This is a genomic window from Halorussus aquaticus, assembly GCF_024218795.1.
Taxonomy (GTDB): domain Archaea; phylum Halobacteriota; class Halobacteria; order Halobacteriales; family Haladaptataceae; genus Halorussus; species Halorussus aquaticus.
Genome location: NZ_CP100400.1, coordinates 842,560 through 858,403, shown reverse-complemented (window position 1 = coordinate 858,403; position 15,844 = coordinate 842,560). Strand labels below are relative to the sequence as shown.

Here is a 15,844-nt window from a genome sequence, read left to right as displayed (position 1 = left end):
TACAGCGTCGTTCTCGCTACTCCTTTGTGAGCGTATCGCTTTCGACCGATTTTTCCAACTCGACTCGGTGCGGAGCGTAGCCGTGGCGTCGGTAGAACCGACGCGCGGCGTCGTTGTCGGCCATCACCTCCAGCGCGAGGGCGTCTGCGCCGCTCTCGGCGAGTCGTCGTTCGGCCGCGCGAAGCAGTTCCGACCCGATTCCCTCGCCGCGTCGCTCGGGCACGACGAAGATGTTCTGGACGACGCCGCGGGTCACGTCCTGCTCGTAGTTACCCGACTCGATCCCGAAGGTGACGAAACCGACGATATCGTCGGTCTCGGTTCTGACCACCAGCAGTTCGTCGGCGATCGCGCTCTGGGCGATGGCCTCTCGAATCGCCGACCGGTTCGCGTCGGCCGACAGGTGCGAGTCGAACGCGCGCTGCTCGGCGGCCAGTTCGACCCACCGGTCGGCCACCGCGTCGGCGTCCGCCGTGCTCCCGAGTTCGACGGAGACCATTCAGTCGCGGAGCGCTTCGACCGCGGGCAGGTCTTCGCCCGTGAGCATGTTGAGCGCCGCGCCCCCGCCCGTGCTCACGTGGTCGAACCCGTCGATGCCGAACTTCCGGATGGCCGCGGCCGTGTCGCCGCCGCCGACGATGCTGTAGTCGGCCGCCGTCGCCGTCTCGAAGAGTTCGCGGGTGCCGCGAGCGAACGTCTCGTCCTCGAAGACCCCCGCCGGACCGTTCAGAACGACGGTACCCGAGTCCCGGACGACCCCGGCGTAGGTGTCGATGGTCTCCGTGCCGACGTCCATCGCGGCCTCGCCCTCCCTCGGGGCAAGCGAGTCCACCGGGAGTTCGTGGCGTTCGCCGTCGCGCTCGACCGCCACGTCCACCGGGAGACGGATGCGGTCGCCGTACTCCTCGAGGAGGTCGGCCGCGCGGTCGATTTCGTCCCAGTAGCCCTGTTCGTAGACGAAGTCGGCGCTCGCGTCGCCGAGGTCGGTCCCGTCGGCCAGCAGGAACACGTTGCCGACGACGCCGGTCGTCAGCACGTCGTCGGCGAGACCCCGTTCGAGGACGCTCTCGACCACCGCCATCGAGTCGGGGACCTTCGCGCCGCCGACGACGTAGGTCCGCGGTTCCGGCGTGCTCTCGATGTCCCCGAGAACGTCGAGTTCCCGCTCCATCACTCGCCCGGCGTAGCTCGGAATCCGAGTCGGGAAGCCGACGATGGAGGGCTGCGAGCGGTGTGCCGCGGCGAAGGCGTCGTTGACGAAGGCGTCTAAAACGGGGACCAGACCGTCCACGAGTTCGGTCGTCCCGGCGCGTTCGGGCGGGAACTGCATGTACTCCTCGCTGTAGAAACGGGTGTTCTCCAGTACCACGGCCTCACCGTCCCCCAGATTCTCGACGGCGCGGCGCGCGTCGGCCGAGAAGGTGGCGTCGGAGTACTCCACGGGCGCGTCGAGCAGTTCGTCGAGGCGGTCGGCGTGCGGGCGGAGGTTCCTGAACTGGTCGCCGCCGGGACGACCCTGATGGGCGAGGACGGCCACCCGGCCGTCCCGCTCTAAGAGTTCCGAGAGGGTGTCGAGATGGGCACGCAAGCGAGCGTCGTCGGCGAGGTCCCCGTCGTCTGTCAGCGGGCTGTTGATGTCGATGCGCACTCCGAGCGTTGTCCCTTGGACGGCGAGGTCGTCCAGGGTCTCTATCGGCATGTACGTGACTCCGATAGCCCGAGTCATATATGTGTCGGGCTGGCTGACAAATAAAAATTCGACTCCGAGTAAACTTTCACCAAGGTATGTGTTTGGTTCACAGGTTGCAAACATTTTTATACCCGGTATGAGACCTTCTGGTAGACTATGACAGACACGGAAAAGTCGCGGCGCACGTATCTAAAGACGACAGCAGCGCTCGGTGCCGCCGGGGTCACCGGTCTCTCAGGTTGTATCGGCAGCATCTCCGGCGGTGGCGGTGGCGGCGACGGCGGCGCTGGCCCCATCCACATGGGTTCGATTCTCCCGATTACTGGGTCACTGAGCGCCTACGGCGGCGGCATGCAACAAGCGGTGAACCTCGCGAAGAAGCACATCAACGACGCGGGCGGCCCCCTCGGCCGAACGGTGAAGGTCCACAACAAGGACAGCGAGACCAAACCGAGTAAGGCCCAGCAGAAGTACAAATCGCTGGTCAACGAGAACAACATCGTCGGGTTCGTCGGCGCGGCCTCCAGCGGGGTGTCGGTTCCCCTCGCCAAGAACGTCGCCTCCGACCAAGTGATGCAGGTCAGCAACGCCAGCACGACTCCGGCACTCGCCGAAATCGGCTACAACGACGACGAGAGCCTGAAGTACTTCGGTCGGACCGCCCCGAACGACGGTCAGCAGGGCATCGTGATGGGCCGCATCATGAACGAGGACAAGTTCATCGGTGCGGACAAGGCCGCGTTCCTCCACGTCGCGAACGCGTACGGCAAGGGACTGGCACAGAAGGCGAAGAAGGCGTTCGACGGCGAGACGACCGCGGTGGTCCCGTACGACAAGAAGTCCTCCGACTACACCTCGACGCTCGACAAACTGTTCGAGGACGACCCCGACGCCATCGGCTTCGTCGGCTATCCCGGTAACGGGAAGACCATCCTCAAGCAGTGGGACAACGGCGGCTACGGCGGCGAGTGGGTCCTGAGCGAGGGCCTCAACGACGAGGGGTTCTTCAACAGTCTGAAATCCATCACCGACGGGATGTATCTCGCGTCGCCGAGTCCCGATTCCGCGAAGAAGAGTACGAAAGCGTTCAACGAGGGCATGGGCGACAAGTCCGGGACGCTGTTCGCCGCTCACGCCTACGACGGCCTGTTCCTGCAGGCGCTGGCCATGCACAAGGCCGGGAAGGCGTCCGGCAAGGCCATCGCCAAGAACATCCGGGCGATGTCCCGCGAGGGCACGAAGGTGTACGCCGGGCAGTTCCAGAAGGCCAAGGACCTGCTGGACGACGGCGAGGACATCAACTATCAGGGCGCGTCCAGTCCCGTGGACATGAACAAGTCGCTCGAACCGCTCAACAAGTTCGCCATCATGCAGATTCAGCAGGGCAAACGGAAGCAACTGGACACCATCGAACGGTCGTGGTTCGAGGGTAAGCTGTAACGGATTCGGCACCATCGCGGGACCCGCTTGCACTCTCTTTCGGCATCGAATCAGAGGCACACACTTTCATCTTCTTCGTCGTCGACTGCACTCGATTGAACTATCGCGACGTGCCGTGGTAAGCATACACAATTGTTTATTAGCACCACGTCGTGTGATACGTCGGAGATGTCAGAGAACTACCGAACGACACGACGGGTGTATCTAAAAGGCGCGACGGCCGCGGGGGTGGCCGGGTTGACCGGACTGTCAACGTCCGCAGGTGCCGCACAGGGCGGCGCTATCCAGATGGGGTCGATTCTCCCGATTACGGGGAACCTGAGCGCCTACGGGAGCGGGATGCAGAAGGCGGTCAACGTCGCGGTGCAGGACGTGAACGACGCGGGCGGGCCGCTGGACCGACAGATAAACATGACGAACACCGACAGCCAGACCCAGCCTTCGCGGGCCATCCAGCAGTACAACTCGCTGGTCAACGAGCAGAACATCATCGGCTTCGTCGGCGCGGCGTCCAGCGGCGTGTCGGTTCCTCTCGCTCAGAACGTCGCCGCCGACCAAGTGATGCAGATGAGCAACGCCAGTACGTCGCCCGCGCTCTCGGAGATCGGTTACAACGAGGACAGGAGCCTGAAGTACTTCGGTCGGACCGCGCCGAACGACGCCCAACAGGGTATCGTGATGGGTCGCATCATGAACGACGACCAGTACATCGGCGCGGACAGGGCGGCGTTCCTCTTCGTCGACAACCCCTACGGGCAGGGGTTGGCGGAGAAGGCCCGCGCGCAGTTCCAAGGAGAGACGGTCGGGATGGTCGGCTACAGCCAACGAGCTAGCGACTACACCTCGACGCTCGACACGCTGTTCCAGAACGACCCCGACGCCATCGGGTTCATCGGCTACCCCGGCAACGGTCGGACCATCCTGAACCAGTGGAGCAACGGCGGCTACGGCGGCGAGTGGGTCCTGAGCGAGGGGCTGAACTCCTCGGACTTCCTCAGCAGTCTGAGCAACATCACGTCCGGGATGTACCTCGCCTCGCCCAATCCGGAGCAGACGCCGGGCCAGACCGCGTTCGAGGAGAAGATGGGCGAACAGTCCGGGACGCTGTTCGCGCCCCACGCCTACGACGGTCTGTTCCTGCAGGCACTCGCCATCCAGGCGGCCGGAGAGGCGTCGGGAACCGCCATCGCTGGGAACATCCGGTCGGTCTCGCGCCCCGAGGAGGGCGCTAGCCAGCAGACCGCGACGACCGCGGCCGACGGCGGTGGCGGGGGCGGCGGCCAGCAGGCCAACGTCGTGACCGTCGGCGAGTTCCAGAAGGCCAAGGACCTGCTGTCGAACGGCGAGGACATCAACTACCAAGGCGCGTCGAGTCCCGTCAACCTCAACGAGTCGCTCGAACCGCTCAACCAGTTCGCTATCCTGCAAGTGCAAGACGACGGTTCGACGGAGTCGCTGGAGACGATTCCGCGGAGTTTCTTCCGGGGGAGACTCGATGGTGGCGGTGGTAGCACCACCACGACGACGCAGGGGTAGGACCGCGACGACCGACCATTTTTTGCGCACGTCTGAACCGGCAACGACCAGCGACGCGAGAGTTGAAGTGCGATGACGGGACGAATCCCGCCCGGACGCCTCGCGCGGTTCCGGACAAACGAGTGCGGGCCTACTGTAGAACTGTCAGTCCGACTAACCTGAGAGAGGGCTGAGCCAGACGAAAACCGGTCGTGAAGTCGAACAGCGACTGCTGTGGGAAGAGGGAAATGAGTTGCTACCACCGGAACAGTACCGTCAGGAACTGCGACGGTACAGCACAGCCAGCGACTGCCACGAAAACGGTGACGACACCTGCACGCGCCGGACGGAGGAACAGTCGCTCTCGAACTCGAAATCCGAAAAGGCGGTCGAAAAACGGGGGTCGCTAGTCGTCGGTCGCCGTCTCGCCGGTATCGCCCGCGTCGCCGCCACCGGCACCGAGGTAGAGTTCGGTCACCTCCTCGTTGTCGAGCAGGGCGTCGCCCGTGTCCTCGAAGCGGTTCTCGCCCATCTCCAGCACGTAGCCCCGGTCGGAGTTTCGCAGGGCCTTCCGCGCGTTCTGCTCGACCATCAGGATGGCCGTGCCCGACTCGTTTATCTCGATTATCTTCCGGAACACCTCGTCCACCAGGTCCGGCGCGAGACCCGCCGAGGGTTCGTCTACCAGCATCAGGTCCGGATCCACCATCAGACCGCGGCCCATGGCGAGCATCTGCTGCTGGCCGCCCGACATGGTTCCGGCCTTCTGGTTCTGTCGCTCCTCCAGAATCGGGAACCGGTCGAACACCTCTTCGAGGGCGTCGTCGGGCATCTCGTCCAAGATGTACGCGCCCATCTCCAAGTTCTCCCGCACCGTCAGGTTCGGAAACACGTTGTCCACCTGCGGGACGTAGCACATCCCCTCGCGGGTGATCTCGTCCGGACGGAGGTCGGTGATGGCGTCGCCGTCGAACGTGACCGACCCCTCCCAGCAGTCGATGAGACCGAACACGGCCTTCATGAACGTGGACTTCCCGGCACCGTTCGGACCGATGATGCAGACGATTTCGTCCTCGTGGACGTCCATCGAGACGCCGTGGAGAATCTGGGCGTCGCCGTAGCCCGACACGATGTCGTGGGCTTCGAGTAGCGCCATCGGTTATCCCCCCAGATAGGCGTCCACAACTCGCTGGTCGTTCTGTACCTCTTCGGGCGTGCCTTGCATGAGTTTCTTGCCTTGGTCCATGACGATGATGGTGTCCGAGAGGTTCATGATGACCTCCATGTCGTGTTCGACGATGCAGAACGTGTAGCCCTGCTCGCGCAGACTCTCGATTCGCTCCAGCAACTTGTCGGTCAGCGCGGGGTTGACCCCGGCCACCGGTTCGTCGAGCAGGATGAGGTCGGGGTCGGTCATCAGCACCCGCCCGAGTTCCAGCAGTTTGCGCTGGCCGCCCGAGAGGTTCCCCGCGTACTCGTTGGTGAGGTGGTCGATTTCGAGGAACTCCAGCATCTCGACGGCACGCTCGCGCACCTCCGATTCCTCCTCGGCGACCGCACCGCGCCGGAACCACGCGTTGGTGAGGCTCTCGCCGCGCTGGTCCTGCGGCGCGAGCATCAGGTTCTCCAGCACCGTCAGGCCCTGTAGCTCGCGTGTGAGTTGGAACGTCCGGGAGAGTCCCTCTTGGGAGACCCGGAACGGACGCTTGTTCTTCACGTCGAGGTAGTCGTTCTTGACCTTCTCCTCGGCCTGATAGATGCCAGCACCGATACCCGCGCCCACGAGCGCCGCCCCGCCGAGTCCGAGCGTGGAGACACCGGCGGTCGCCGCGGCCGCGATGCCGACGCCGCCGAACGTCATGCCCGAGGCACCCATCCAGATGCCCTGTTCGGTGTCGCTGGGGCGCATGATGTCCTGCAGGTCGGTGTCGCGGTACCGGACGGTCCCGCCGTCGGGTTCGTAGAACCCGCTGATGAGGTTGAACGTCGTCGTCTTCCCGGCACCGTTCGGACCGATGAGGCCCGTGACGGTGCCCTCCTCGACTTCGAAGGTCGCGCCGTCCACGGCGGTGATGCCGCCGAACGTCTTGCGCAGGCCTTCGACTTCGAGTATCGCTTCGCCGGTTCCGTGCGTCTCGTGTTCGGATTCGACTGTCTCGCTCATTCTTCTGCCACCTCCGCGACGGTTCGTTTCTCGCCCCACAGCCCTTCGGGGCGGTAGTAGAGGATGACGATGAGGAGCGCGCCGATGAACGCGAGTCGGAGCGCCTGCACCGACGAGCGCGCCGCGGTCGGGAAGAACGCGGCGATGTCGGCGGTCGCCTTCTGGAACGCCCAGTAGATGGTCGCGCCCAGAATCATCCCCTTGTTGTTGGCGGTGCCACCGATGATGAGCGCGAGGAACGCGATGAACGTCACCCGCGGCGCGAACATCGTGTGGACTAGACTCTGGAAGTAGATGGCGGTCAGTCCGCCGGCGAACCCGGCGAGCGCCGACCCGAGCATCATGCTCTGGACCTTGTAAGCGAAGGTGTTCTTCCCGAGCGAGGTCGCCACGTCCTCGTCCTCGCGGATGGACTTCAGCACCCGGCCGAACGGCGATTCGACCGTGATCTCCGAGAGGTAGTAGAGCATCGCCAGCGACGCCAGCGTGAGCACCAGCAGGAACCGCGAGTAGTCGAACGCGGCGGTCCCGCCTTGGAACTTCAACAGCCAGAGCAGGTTCTGGACGCTGTTCCGGACGACCGCGCTCGCCCCGTTGCGCTGGAACGGGACGATATTGGCCATCACGAAGTACCGGATGACGAACAGCCATATCGCGCCGACGCCGACGATGCGGACGAACTCGACGCCGGAACCGAATCGGTCCCAGTTCGACCCGAGGTAGTAGACGCCGTAGAGGAACGCGGCGAGCAGTCCCATCGTGACGAACAGACCGATGCTGCTCATCGCGTCGCCCGACCCGCCGCCGAGGACGATGAGCGGGACGAAACACGCGACGAACGCGACCGCGAGACCGAGCGCGACGCCGAAGTCGCGTCCCGAGAGGTCGCTGTATCGGCGGACGACCGCGACGGCTCCGAACACCCACGTGAACAGCGACGCCGCGGCGAGGAAGACGAACGCGACCATCGGCGAGTCGCCCACGAGGAACGCGGCCCCGAAGGCCGCGGTCGCGGTGACTGCACCAGCGAGCGGGGCGTACCGCCGGTTCGCGCCGTAGAAGCCCGCGGTGACGGCGGCGAAGACGACGAGACCGAAGACGAAGTCGAGGTTCACGCCGAAGGCCGTCCACCACTCGAACGCTTGCCACGCGACAGCGCCCGCGGCCAGACCGAACAGCGCGCCAGCACCGAGCAGGAGTCGCTGTTCGGAGTCGCTCGTCCGGGTCCGCGAGCGTCGGGCCGCGGCGTAGCCGACGCCGAGCGTCGTCAGCGCGAGCAGGCCGTCCACGACCCACCCGCCGATTCCGGGGGTGCCCGAGATGGTGCGATCGCGGGTCACGCCACCGTCGGAGCGGGCGTCTGACGGGGCCTGCGGACCCTCGGCCTTCCCGCCGTCCGCCGCGACGTCGGTCCCGCGTTCGGTGCCGACCTGCGCGAGGAGGTACGTCGCGACCGTCCAGAGGACGAGGACGACGAACCCGAGAAGCGCGGCGGCCGCGAGCGTGTCGCCGGGAAGCGGGAAGTGCGTGCGGAACGGTTGGCTGAATCCGCGGAGCGAACCCGGACCGTTCGCGAGCCAACCCTCCGACTGGACGATGCGCTTCAGGATGACCGAGATGCCGAGGACCGCGATTGCGAGGTAGTCCTCTCGCAACCGAATCGCCGGAAGCGCGACCAGCATGCCGAGGAGTCCGGCCGCGAGCGTCCCGACCGCGATGGCAGGCAGCCACGGCCAGTTCCACCCGAGGATATACGTGGCGAACTGCTGCGTGCTGGGCGGCGGCAGGACCAACAGCGCGGTGACGTACGCGCCCGTCAGGTAGAACGCCACGTGCCCGATGTCGAGCAGGCCCGTGTAGCCGAACTTGATGTTCAGTCCGAGCGCGAGTATCGCGTAGATACCCACGATGATGCCGAGCGAGACGAGGCTGGATGACAGTGCCATGTTAGGTTCCTCCCGTGATTCCTTCGGGTTTGACCAGCAGGACGACGAACAGGATGGCGAACGCGATGGGGATTCGGTAGGTCGAACCGATACCCGGAATCGCGTAGATGCCGACGTCCATAGACAGGCCGACGATGTAGCTCCCGAGAATCGCGCCGTAGACCGACTGAAGCCCGCCGAGGATGACCCCGGCGAACATCGGGAGCAGGAGGAAGAACCCCATGTTGACCGTCAACTGGCTGAACAGGACCCCGAGCATCACGCCGCCGACCGCCGCGAACGCCCCGGCGATTATCCACGTCGCCATCATCACGCGGTCGGTGTTGATGCCGGTGATCTTGGCGAGGTCGATGTTGTCGCTGGACGCCCGCATCGCCTTGCCGAGCTTGGTCTCCTGTAGCAGGAAGTGCAGCAGCGCCATCATCCCGACCGCGATGAAGATGACCGACGCTCGCATCAGCGAGAGGCGGATTCGGGTCGCGAACGACGACGATTCTGGAACCGACCCGCCGCCAGCCAGCAGGAACAGCAGCGCGACGAACGTCGCGATACTGGCGATGGCCGCGCTGAACCTCGGACCGACCGTGTGGGCGGTGCCGTACCCCTCGGCGCCGCCGCTCCGCCAGCGGTAGACCGCGAACGCGACCCCGAGCGTCAGCGCGACGAGCGCGACCACGGCGAACCACGAGTAGGCCGCGGTGAACATCGGTTGCGCCGGGGACGGGCCGGTGTCGATGACGTGCATCGTGAGACCGTTCCCGGTGACGTACAGGTCGAAGAACTTCGCCGCCGACAGGCCCACGTCGTAGCCGAACACGCTGCCGACCTGCGGGACGACGTAGGTCCGCACTTCACCGCCGTAGAATGCCTGCGTGCCGAACCGGAGCACGAACGAGAGTCCCAGCGTGACGATGAGCATCGTCGCCAGCGAGGCGTCCTTGGCGCGGAACTTCTGGAAGATTACTTTCTCGAGGAAGGGAGCGACCCACGCCAGCACCAGCGCCGACAGCAATAGTCCGGCCCAAATCGACGGGAATCCGAGGCTCACGACGACGCCGAGGGCCGCGGCCGCGACCGCGTGGACGCCGAGCGCGAGCGCCGGACTTGGGTCGCCGGGCCACCACGACCCCTTCAACGCGGGCGTTCCGCCGAGTAAGTACACCGACGCCAGCGCCGACCCGGCCGAGAGGACGAACAGGACGGCGAAGCCCAGTGCGGTGAGTTCGCGGGCGGCGTCCACCTGCGTCAGCAGTTCGAAGACCGGGACCGTCGCCGGTTTGTTGACGAACAGCGCCATGTACGCCCCGAGCATGAGGAGTTCGCCGTGGGCGAAGTTCGGAACCTCCGCGATGTTGTACACCAGCGCCAACCCGATAGCGCCGAGCGCGACGATACTACCCGTGACCAGTCCCGTCACGACCGCGTTAGCCAACCCAGTACTAGGTGGCACGTGCAACCACCTCAATTGCCAGCTTGTCACAACCTACCATGTGTCGTATCTCGCAAGCCCGACCTATTTGGGTCTTGCGCTTTTTCACACTCCGAAGAGACGGGGATACGAGATGGAAAGAGAATACGAGTTGAATTATCGCGGCCGGTGGGCACATCCGACCGGGGATTCCACGGAGAGAGGACCGGAATTATAGCGGTGAATCGCCGGGTGGAGCGAGGGTCGACAGCGCTACAGCGACTCCGAGGCTACACGTTTCGGCAGTTAGCGCAGATGAGTTGACCGTTGACGTTGGTGAGTTCCCTGCTCAGCGTCCCGCACGTCTCGCAGATGCTCCGGTCGGAGTACTCGTATCGGTGGTCGCCGTCGGCCGCGGCGTCGGCGGGTTCGTTACTCGTCGGTTCCCTCCCCATCCTGTCACTACCGGTAGGGGTCCCCACTTCGAGGGTGGACTCCTCGCGGAGCGACGGGACGCCCGACAGCGACGCCGAGGCCGAGATTACGTCTCGTTCCGAGAGGACGCCGACGACTTCGGCGTCGTTGGTGACCAACAGACGACGGATGTCCTCGCGAGACATCGTGCCCGCGGCCTCGGGGAGTTCGAGGTCGGCGTCGACCGAGACTATCGGTTCGGACATCACCGCCGACACGTCCGTCTCGGCCGGGTCGCCTTCCTCGGCGACTAACGCGATGACGTCCGACTCTGTCACGATGCCCACCGGTTCGCTCCCCCGAAGGACGACGACGCACCCGACGCCCTCCTCGTGCATGAGTCTGACCGCACCCAAGACCGTATCAGATTCGCTAACCCCGACGTACTCCCGGGACATCACGTCCCGGACGGTCACTTCGCCTTCCATGTGTGAACGATTGGCACTGGTTCTCTAAAAAGTATCCCCGGCAGTTTTAAGCCTGTAACCGTCCTATGGTAACAATTAGCAGTTGGAAATGCGGGGACTGTGCGCTTCTAAGACGTACCGGACATCGGAGACAACCGCGTACTACGTGTCACAGTGGCCCGGCGAACAGGACGTTTCACCGGCCGCGACGGGGCGAGGGTCCGAGCGTTTCCGTTGACGCAGTGGTTCGGCCAATAGCGAGGCGACCGATTCCGAGACAGCACGGAGCGTCGAACTCCGGTTCTACCCTCGCAGAACACGTTACCGGAGGACGAGTGCTGGCCGAAAGACGACTACTGGGATGAGTCGCCCGGTCAGTCGATGACGACGCGGTCGCCGTCCTCGCGGCAGTCTTCGAGCGCGTGCTTGGCCGCCATTCCCGCGGACTGGGGCGTCGCGGCCTGTCCGACGCCGACTTTCAGTTCGACCTCGACGGCTTCTTGGACGTGCTGGATGGTGTCCTCGTAGGCCGCCGCGTCCAAGTCGGGGGAGACCGCGATGACGTTGTCGCCGCCGACGAAGAACGCGAGACCGCCGTGGGCGCGCCGGAAGTACCGCATCAGTTCGGCGTACCCTTGCTCGATGTGGATGAACGAGTCGAACGCGTTCATCTCGTCGGTGTACTTCCCGGTGGCGTCGTTCACGTCGAAGTGGGCGATCTGGACGTCGTCGTCGGTCCGCTCGTCCGGGTCGAGACACGTCCCGCGGAGAATCTCGGTCCGGTCGGCCTCCTGTGCGCTTCCGGCGTCTTGGATGTGTTCGGTCGCGGTAGAGAGCGCCTCGACGGGCCTCGGGTCCGCGCCGACGCCGAAACTGACGGTGACGGGGTAGCGGTTGCCGACCGACTCCTGAATCATGGCGTGGTCGGTCTCGTCCATTCCGTTCGTCACGGCTATCATGTTGTCGAACCGGGTGAAGAAGACGTACCCCTCGCGGTTGCCGACGAGTTGGGAGAGGTCGGCGTAGAGGCGCGACTGGAGGGTCTGGAGGTCGACTTCCCGACGCGGTTCTGGCGTCACGGTCCACGGTCCGTAGTTGTCGATCTGGATCAGAGTGACCTGCGCGTTCGTCACAGTTGGCCGGAAATTTGTGGCGGTGGCTTATAAGCTATCCTATTTCTGATAGAGGTTCCAGAAGTGAGAACGGCGGCGTCGCCGGGGTCCGAGAGTTCCGAGACGAACCGAATCGCTCACGGAATCGCGGAATCGGACGGGATCACCGTTCGAAGTGACTGTACGGTCGGAGTTATTCGATACTTTCGGGATTGTAGTAGATATTCGTCCAGCCACGGGCAAAATTACTAAACGCACATCACAATACTTATACCCGTAACCGACATCTGTCTATTCGCAATGGCAGAAGGAAACGTTGATTTCTTCAACGACACCGGCGGCTACGGTTTCATCTCGACGGACGACGCTGACGACGACGTGTTCTTCCACATGGAAGACATCGGCGGCCCGGACCTCGAAGAAGGAACTGAGGTAGAGTTCGACATCGATCAGGCCCCCAAAGGCCCGCGCGCCACGAATCTGACGCGCCTTTAAATCACGCTTTCAGGCCGCCTCACGGCGGGTGAATGCGCTTTTTCGTACAACTACTCCCGGCGAGCGACCGCTGAACTGGTTCCCGGTTCCGCGGAGTACCGCCGAGTGTTCGGTATCGCACCAGACGGCGGTCGGCACGCGACTCACGTGAAAGTGGCCGCGCCGAAATATCGTAGCAATCAGACAGCTCTACCGACGAGAGCGGAAACCAATTCCGAGGGATTCAAACGGGAGTCAGTCCTGCATCTCACCAATGACCATCCCGTCGTTCGTCGTCGGCATCGCGGGGGGCACCGGGGCCGGGAAGACGACGGTCGCCCGCGAGATCACCGAGGAAGTCGAGGACGCCGTGACGCGCATCCCGATGGACAACTACTACAAGGACCTCAGTCACATGGCGTTCGAGGAGCGCGAGGAGGTCAACTACGACCACCCCTCGGCGTTCGAGTGGGAGTTGCTCCGCGAACACATGGACGCTCTCCTGTCGGGCCAGACCATCGAGATGCCCCAGTACGACTTCTCGATTCACAACCGGAAGGAGGAGACCCACACCGTCGAACCGACCGACGTCGTCGTCTTGGAGGGCATCTTCGCGCTCTACGACGAGGAGGTCAACGAGATGCTCGACATCAAGGTGTACGTCGAGACGGACGCCGACGTGCGCATCCTCCGGCGAATCGAGCGCGACGTGGTGGACCGCGGGCGCGACTTGGAGGGCGTCATCGACCAGTACCTCTCGACGGTCAAACCGATGCACGAGCAGTTCGTCGCGCCCACCAAGAAGCGCGCCGACATCATCATCCCCGAGGGCGCGAACGCCGTCGCGGTCAACCTCCTCGAAGAGAAGGTCCGCGCCGAGACCTACACCGACTCGGGGTCGGCGTGGACGCTGAGCGACGAGGGCGTCGAACGCGACGACGGCGAACGCCTCGCGGTCACGGGTCCCGGCGCCGCCGAGGCGACCCGAGACGACTCGGAGTTCGGCGATGGGAAGCGCGGTGAGGCGGAACGCGGCGACGCGAAAGCCGACGCTCACGAGCGGAAGTGGCGCGACGCGAACGAGTAGCCGGTGAATCGAGCGGCGACGCAGAAACAGCGAGAGGCGGACTCAGGCGCTCTTCTTCTCGGGGTCTTCGCCCTTCGGGTGGTAGTCCCAGAATCCGCCGCGGCGCATCCCCGCACCCACGGCCTTGTGGAAGTCCACGATGGTCTCGAACTCCTCGCCCTCGACGTGTTCGAAGATGTCGCCGACGCTGACGACGCGCTTGTAGTTGATGCGAACCGGTTCGTCGGCGTGCTCCTCGACGAACTCCCGCTTCGAGAGCGGGAAGTCCTCCTCGTCGTCGAGTTTCTTGGCGAGAATCGCCATGCCGTACTTGCGTCCGCCTTCGCTCCCTTCCTCGCCGTCGGGGTCGTGCGGCCAGTCCATACCCGGAACGTGGGACGGGCCGTAAAAAGAGTTTACCGTTCGTCCGAGCGACTCGCATGGACGGTCTCCGTCCGCGAGGACGCCTCTCTGTTCGACACCTTGACGAGAGATACCTATTGGCGAACGTGAATTTATGGTCCGCCCGAACGCACACCGACGTATGGCAGACGTGACCATCACGACGACGGACAGCCTCGACGGCCGCGAAGTGACCGAGTACCTCGACGTCGTCTCCGGAGAAGCGATAATCGGCGCGAACGTCGTGAGCGACATCGCCGCCGGTATCCGAGACGTGGTCGGCGGTCGGAGCGAGTCCTACGAGAAGAAGGTCGAGAAGGGCCGCACCGAGGCCATCGAGGACCTCCGCGCCGAGGCCGAGGAACGCGGGGCCGACGCCGTGGTCGGCGCGACGTTCGACTACGAGGAGATGGGCGAGGGCATGCTGTGGGTCAACCTCTCGGGGACCGCAGTCGAGACGAGGAGCGAGTAGGGCCGATTCTACCGTTTTCGGGATTTTAGCGGTTCGCGGGAGTCCGTGACGACGAACACGTTCCGGTAGCGACTCAGTCGTCGTCGGCCGGACTCGCTCGTTCGCCCAGCAGTTCCTCGCGGTGTTCGTCGAGCAGGGGCGCGCGCTCGCCCGGTTCCGGCGGCGTCTCGCTCAACTTGATAGGCGACCCCGCGATTGTCACGTCCTCGCCCGCACCCGGTTGTTCCACCTCGACCAGCATGTCGCGGGCGCGGACGTGGTCGTCCTCGAACACGTCGGCCACGTCCTGCACGGGCGCGCAGGGCACCGACCCTTCGAGGCGGTCGCAGATGTCGTCGGCCGGGAGAGTCTCCGTCCAGTCCGCGATTTCGTCCCGGAGCGACTCCCGGTTCGCCAGTCGGTCGGCGGTCGCGGGATACTCCGCCGCGAGGTCCGGGCGGTCCATCGCCTCGCAGAGCGCCCGCCAGTGGTTGTCGCCGAAGGCGGCCACGACGACGTAGCCGTCGTCGGTCTCGAAGGCGTTGTACGGGAACAGCGTGGGATGGGAGTTCCCTCGACGGGTCGGGACCTCGCCGGTGTAGGAGTGCTGGTAGACCGCGCGCTCGCACATCGAAATCATCGCGTCGTACATCGCGGTATCGACGTACTGGCCCTCCCCGGTCCGGTCGCGGTGGCGGAGCGCCGCGAGGATGCCCACCGCGTTCAGCGTCGCGGTGAACAGGTCGCCGATGCCGGGTCCCACCTTGCTCGGCGGGCCGTCTTCCTGTCCGGTAATCTCCATCACCCCGCCGAGCGCCTGCGCGATGAGGTCGAACGAGGGTTGGCCCTGTCGGTCGGTCTCGCCGGTTCGGGGGTCGCCGAACCCCCGGATGGAGGCGTAGACGAGTTCGGGGTTGCGTTCGCGCAGGGTCTCGTACGCGAGGTCGAACCCCTCCATCGTCCCGGCCCGGAAGTTCTCGACCACGACGTCCGCGTCTTCGACCAGTTCGAGGAAGTCCCCGCGGTCGGCCTCGTCGGTCAGGTCCATCTCCAGACTCCGCTTGCCGCGGTTGACGCTCTGGAAGTAGCCGCCGTAGGCGTCGTCGTCGGTCACGAACGGCGGGTTCGGGCGGATGAGGTCGCCGCCGGGGCGCTCTATCTTCACTACGTCGGCCCCGAGGTCCGAGAGGAGCATGGTGCAGTACGGTCCGGCCAGAACCTGCGTCAGGTCGAGTACGCGCACGTCGTCGAGCGCTTGCATCGTTCCGCCCATCGCCCACCCGGACCAAAACCCT

At 64.8% G+C, this 15,844-nt stretch carries 15 protein-coding genes; 5 read left to right on the top strand and 10 right to left on the bottom strand.

Annotation, left to right across the window (positions count from 1 at the left end):
- Nucleotides 1-16: 16 nt before the first annotated feature.
- Both NGM06_RS04510 and NGM06_RS04505 read right to left on the bottom strand, forming a co-directional pair.
- Nucleotides 17-499, bottom strand: coding sequence for a GNAT family N-acetyltransferase (locus tag NGM06_RS04510; protein ID WP_254269133.1), 483 nt, complete (start codon nt 497-499; stop codon nt 17-19).
- Nucleotides 500-1,699: a phosphoglycerate kinase gene (locus NGM06_RS04505; protein WP_254269132.1), complete on the bottom strand. Its 1,200-nt coding sequence runs from the start codon at nt 1,697-1,699 to the stop codon at nt 500-502. It abuts the gene before it with no gap.
- Nucleotides 1,700-1,846: 147 nt separating this feature from the next.
- Between NGM06_RS04505 and NGM06_RS04500 the strand changes: the two genes are divergently transcribed.
- A complete protein-coding gene (locus tag NGM06_RS04500) occupies nt 1,847-3,130 on the top strand; it encodes an ABC transporter substrate-binding protein (protein WP_254269131.1) in 1,284 nt (427 codons plus the stop codon).
- Nucleotides 3,131-3,298: 168 nt separating this feature from the next.
- A complete protein-coding gene (locus tag NGM06_RS04495) occupies nt 3,299-4,666 on the top strand; it encodes an ABC transporter substrate-binding protein (RefSeq protein WP_254269130.1) in 1,368 nt (455 codons plus the stop codon).
- A gap of 385 nt (nt 4,667-5,051) precedes the next feature.
- On the opposite strand, the gene NGM06_RS04490 is transcribed toward NGM06_RS04495, so the two are convergent.
- The 6 genes from NGM06_RS04490 to NGM06_RS04465 form a co-directional block, all read right to left on the bottom strand.
- Complete coding sequence (locus NGM06_RS04490; RefSeq protein ID WP_254269129.1) at nt 5,052-5,801, bottom strand: ABC transporter ATP-binding protein; 750 nt, start codon at nt 5,799-5,801, stop codon at nt 5,052-5,054.
- Between the two features lie 3 nt (nt 5,802-5,804).
- Complete coding sequence (locus NGM06_RS04485) at nt 5,805-6,809, bottom strand: ABC transporter ATP-binding protein (protein ID WP_254269128.1); 1,005 nt, start codon at nt 6,807-6,809, stop codon at nt 5,805-5,807.
- On the bottom strand, nt 6,806-8,755 hold the full coding sequence (locus NGM06_RS04480) for a branched-chain amino acid ABC transporter permease (RefSeq protein ID WP_254269127.1): 1,950 nt from the start codon (nt 8,753-8,755) through the stop codon (nt 6,806-6,808). Before NGM06_RS04480 ends, NGM06_RS04485 begins: the two co-directional genes overlap by 4 nt.
- Before the next feature lies 1 nt (nt 8,756).
- On the bottom strand, nt 8,757-10,205 hold the full coding sequence (locus NGM06_RS04475; protein WP_254269126.1) for a branched-chain amino acid ABC transporter permease: 1,449 nt from the start codon (nt 10,203-10,205) through the stop codon (nt 8,757-8,759).
- 248 nt (nt 10,206-10,453) lie between these two features.
- The gene (locus NGM06_RS04470; RefSeq protein WP_254269125.1) at nt 10,454-11,065 is read right to left on the bottom strand and encodes a CBS domain-containing protein; all 612 of its coding nucleotides are present in this window, start codon (nt 11,063-11,065) and stop codon (nt 10,454-10,456) included.
- 353 nt (nt 11,066-11,418) lie between these two features.
- The gene (locus NGM06_RS04465; protein ID WP_254269124.1) at nt 11,419-12,177 is read right to left on the bottom strand and encodes a GTP cyclohydrolase IIa; all 759 of its coding nucleotides are present in this window, start codon (nt 12,175-12,177) and stop codon (nt 11,419-11,421) included.
- Between the two features lie 279 nt (nt 12,178-12,456).
- On the opposite strand from NGM06_RS04465, the gene NGM06_RS04460 reads away from it, so the two are divergent.
- Nucleotides 12,457-12,651, top strand: a complete 195-nt coding sequence (locus NGM06_RS04460; RefSeq protein WP_163520885.1) for a cold-shock protein — start codon at nt 12,457-12,459, stop codon at nt 12,649-12,651.
- Between the two features lie 253 nt (nt 12,652-12,904).
- Nucleotides 12,905-13,717, top strand: a complete 813-nt coding sequence (udk, locus tag NGM06_RS04455) for a uridine kinase (RefSeq protein WP_254269123.1) — start codon at nt 12,905-12,907, stop codon at nt 13,715-13,717.
- 42 nt (nt 13,718-13,759) lie between these two features.
- Here udk and NGM06_RS04450 read toward each other — a convergent pair whose 3' ends face one another.
- Nucleotides 13,760-14,080 (bottom strand): DUF5785 family protein, encoded by a 321-nt coding sequence (locus NGM06_RS04450; RefSeq protein ID WP_254269122.1) that lies wholly within the window; start codon nt 14,078-14,080, stop codon nt 13,760-13,762.
- Nucleotides 14,081-14,240: 160 nt separating this feature from the next.
- Between NGM06_RS04450 and NGM06_RS04445 the strand changes: the two genes are divergently transcribed.
- Nucleotides 14,241-14,570: a YbjQ family protein gene (locus NGM06_RS04445; RefSeq protein ID WP_254269121.1), complete on the top strand. Its 330-nt coding sequence runs from the start codon at nt 14,241-14,243 to the stop codon at nt 14,568-14,570.
- A gap of 73 nt (nt 14,571-14,643) precedes the next feature.
- Here NGM06_RS04445 and mct read toward each other — a convergent pair whose 3' ends face one another.
- On the bottom strand, nt 14,644-15,810 hold the full coding sequence (mct, locus tag NGM06_RS04440; RefSeq protein ID WP_254269120.1) for a succinyl-CoA:mesaconate CoA-transferase: 1,167 nt from the start codon (nt 15,808-15,810) through the stop codon (nt 14,644-14,646).
- Between the last annotated feature and the right edge of the window lie 34 nt (nt 15,811-15,844).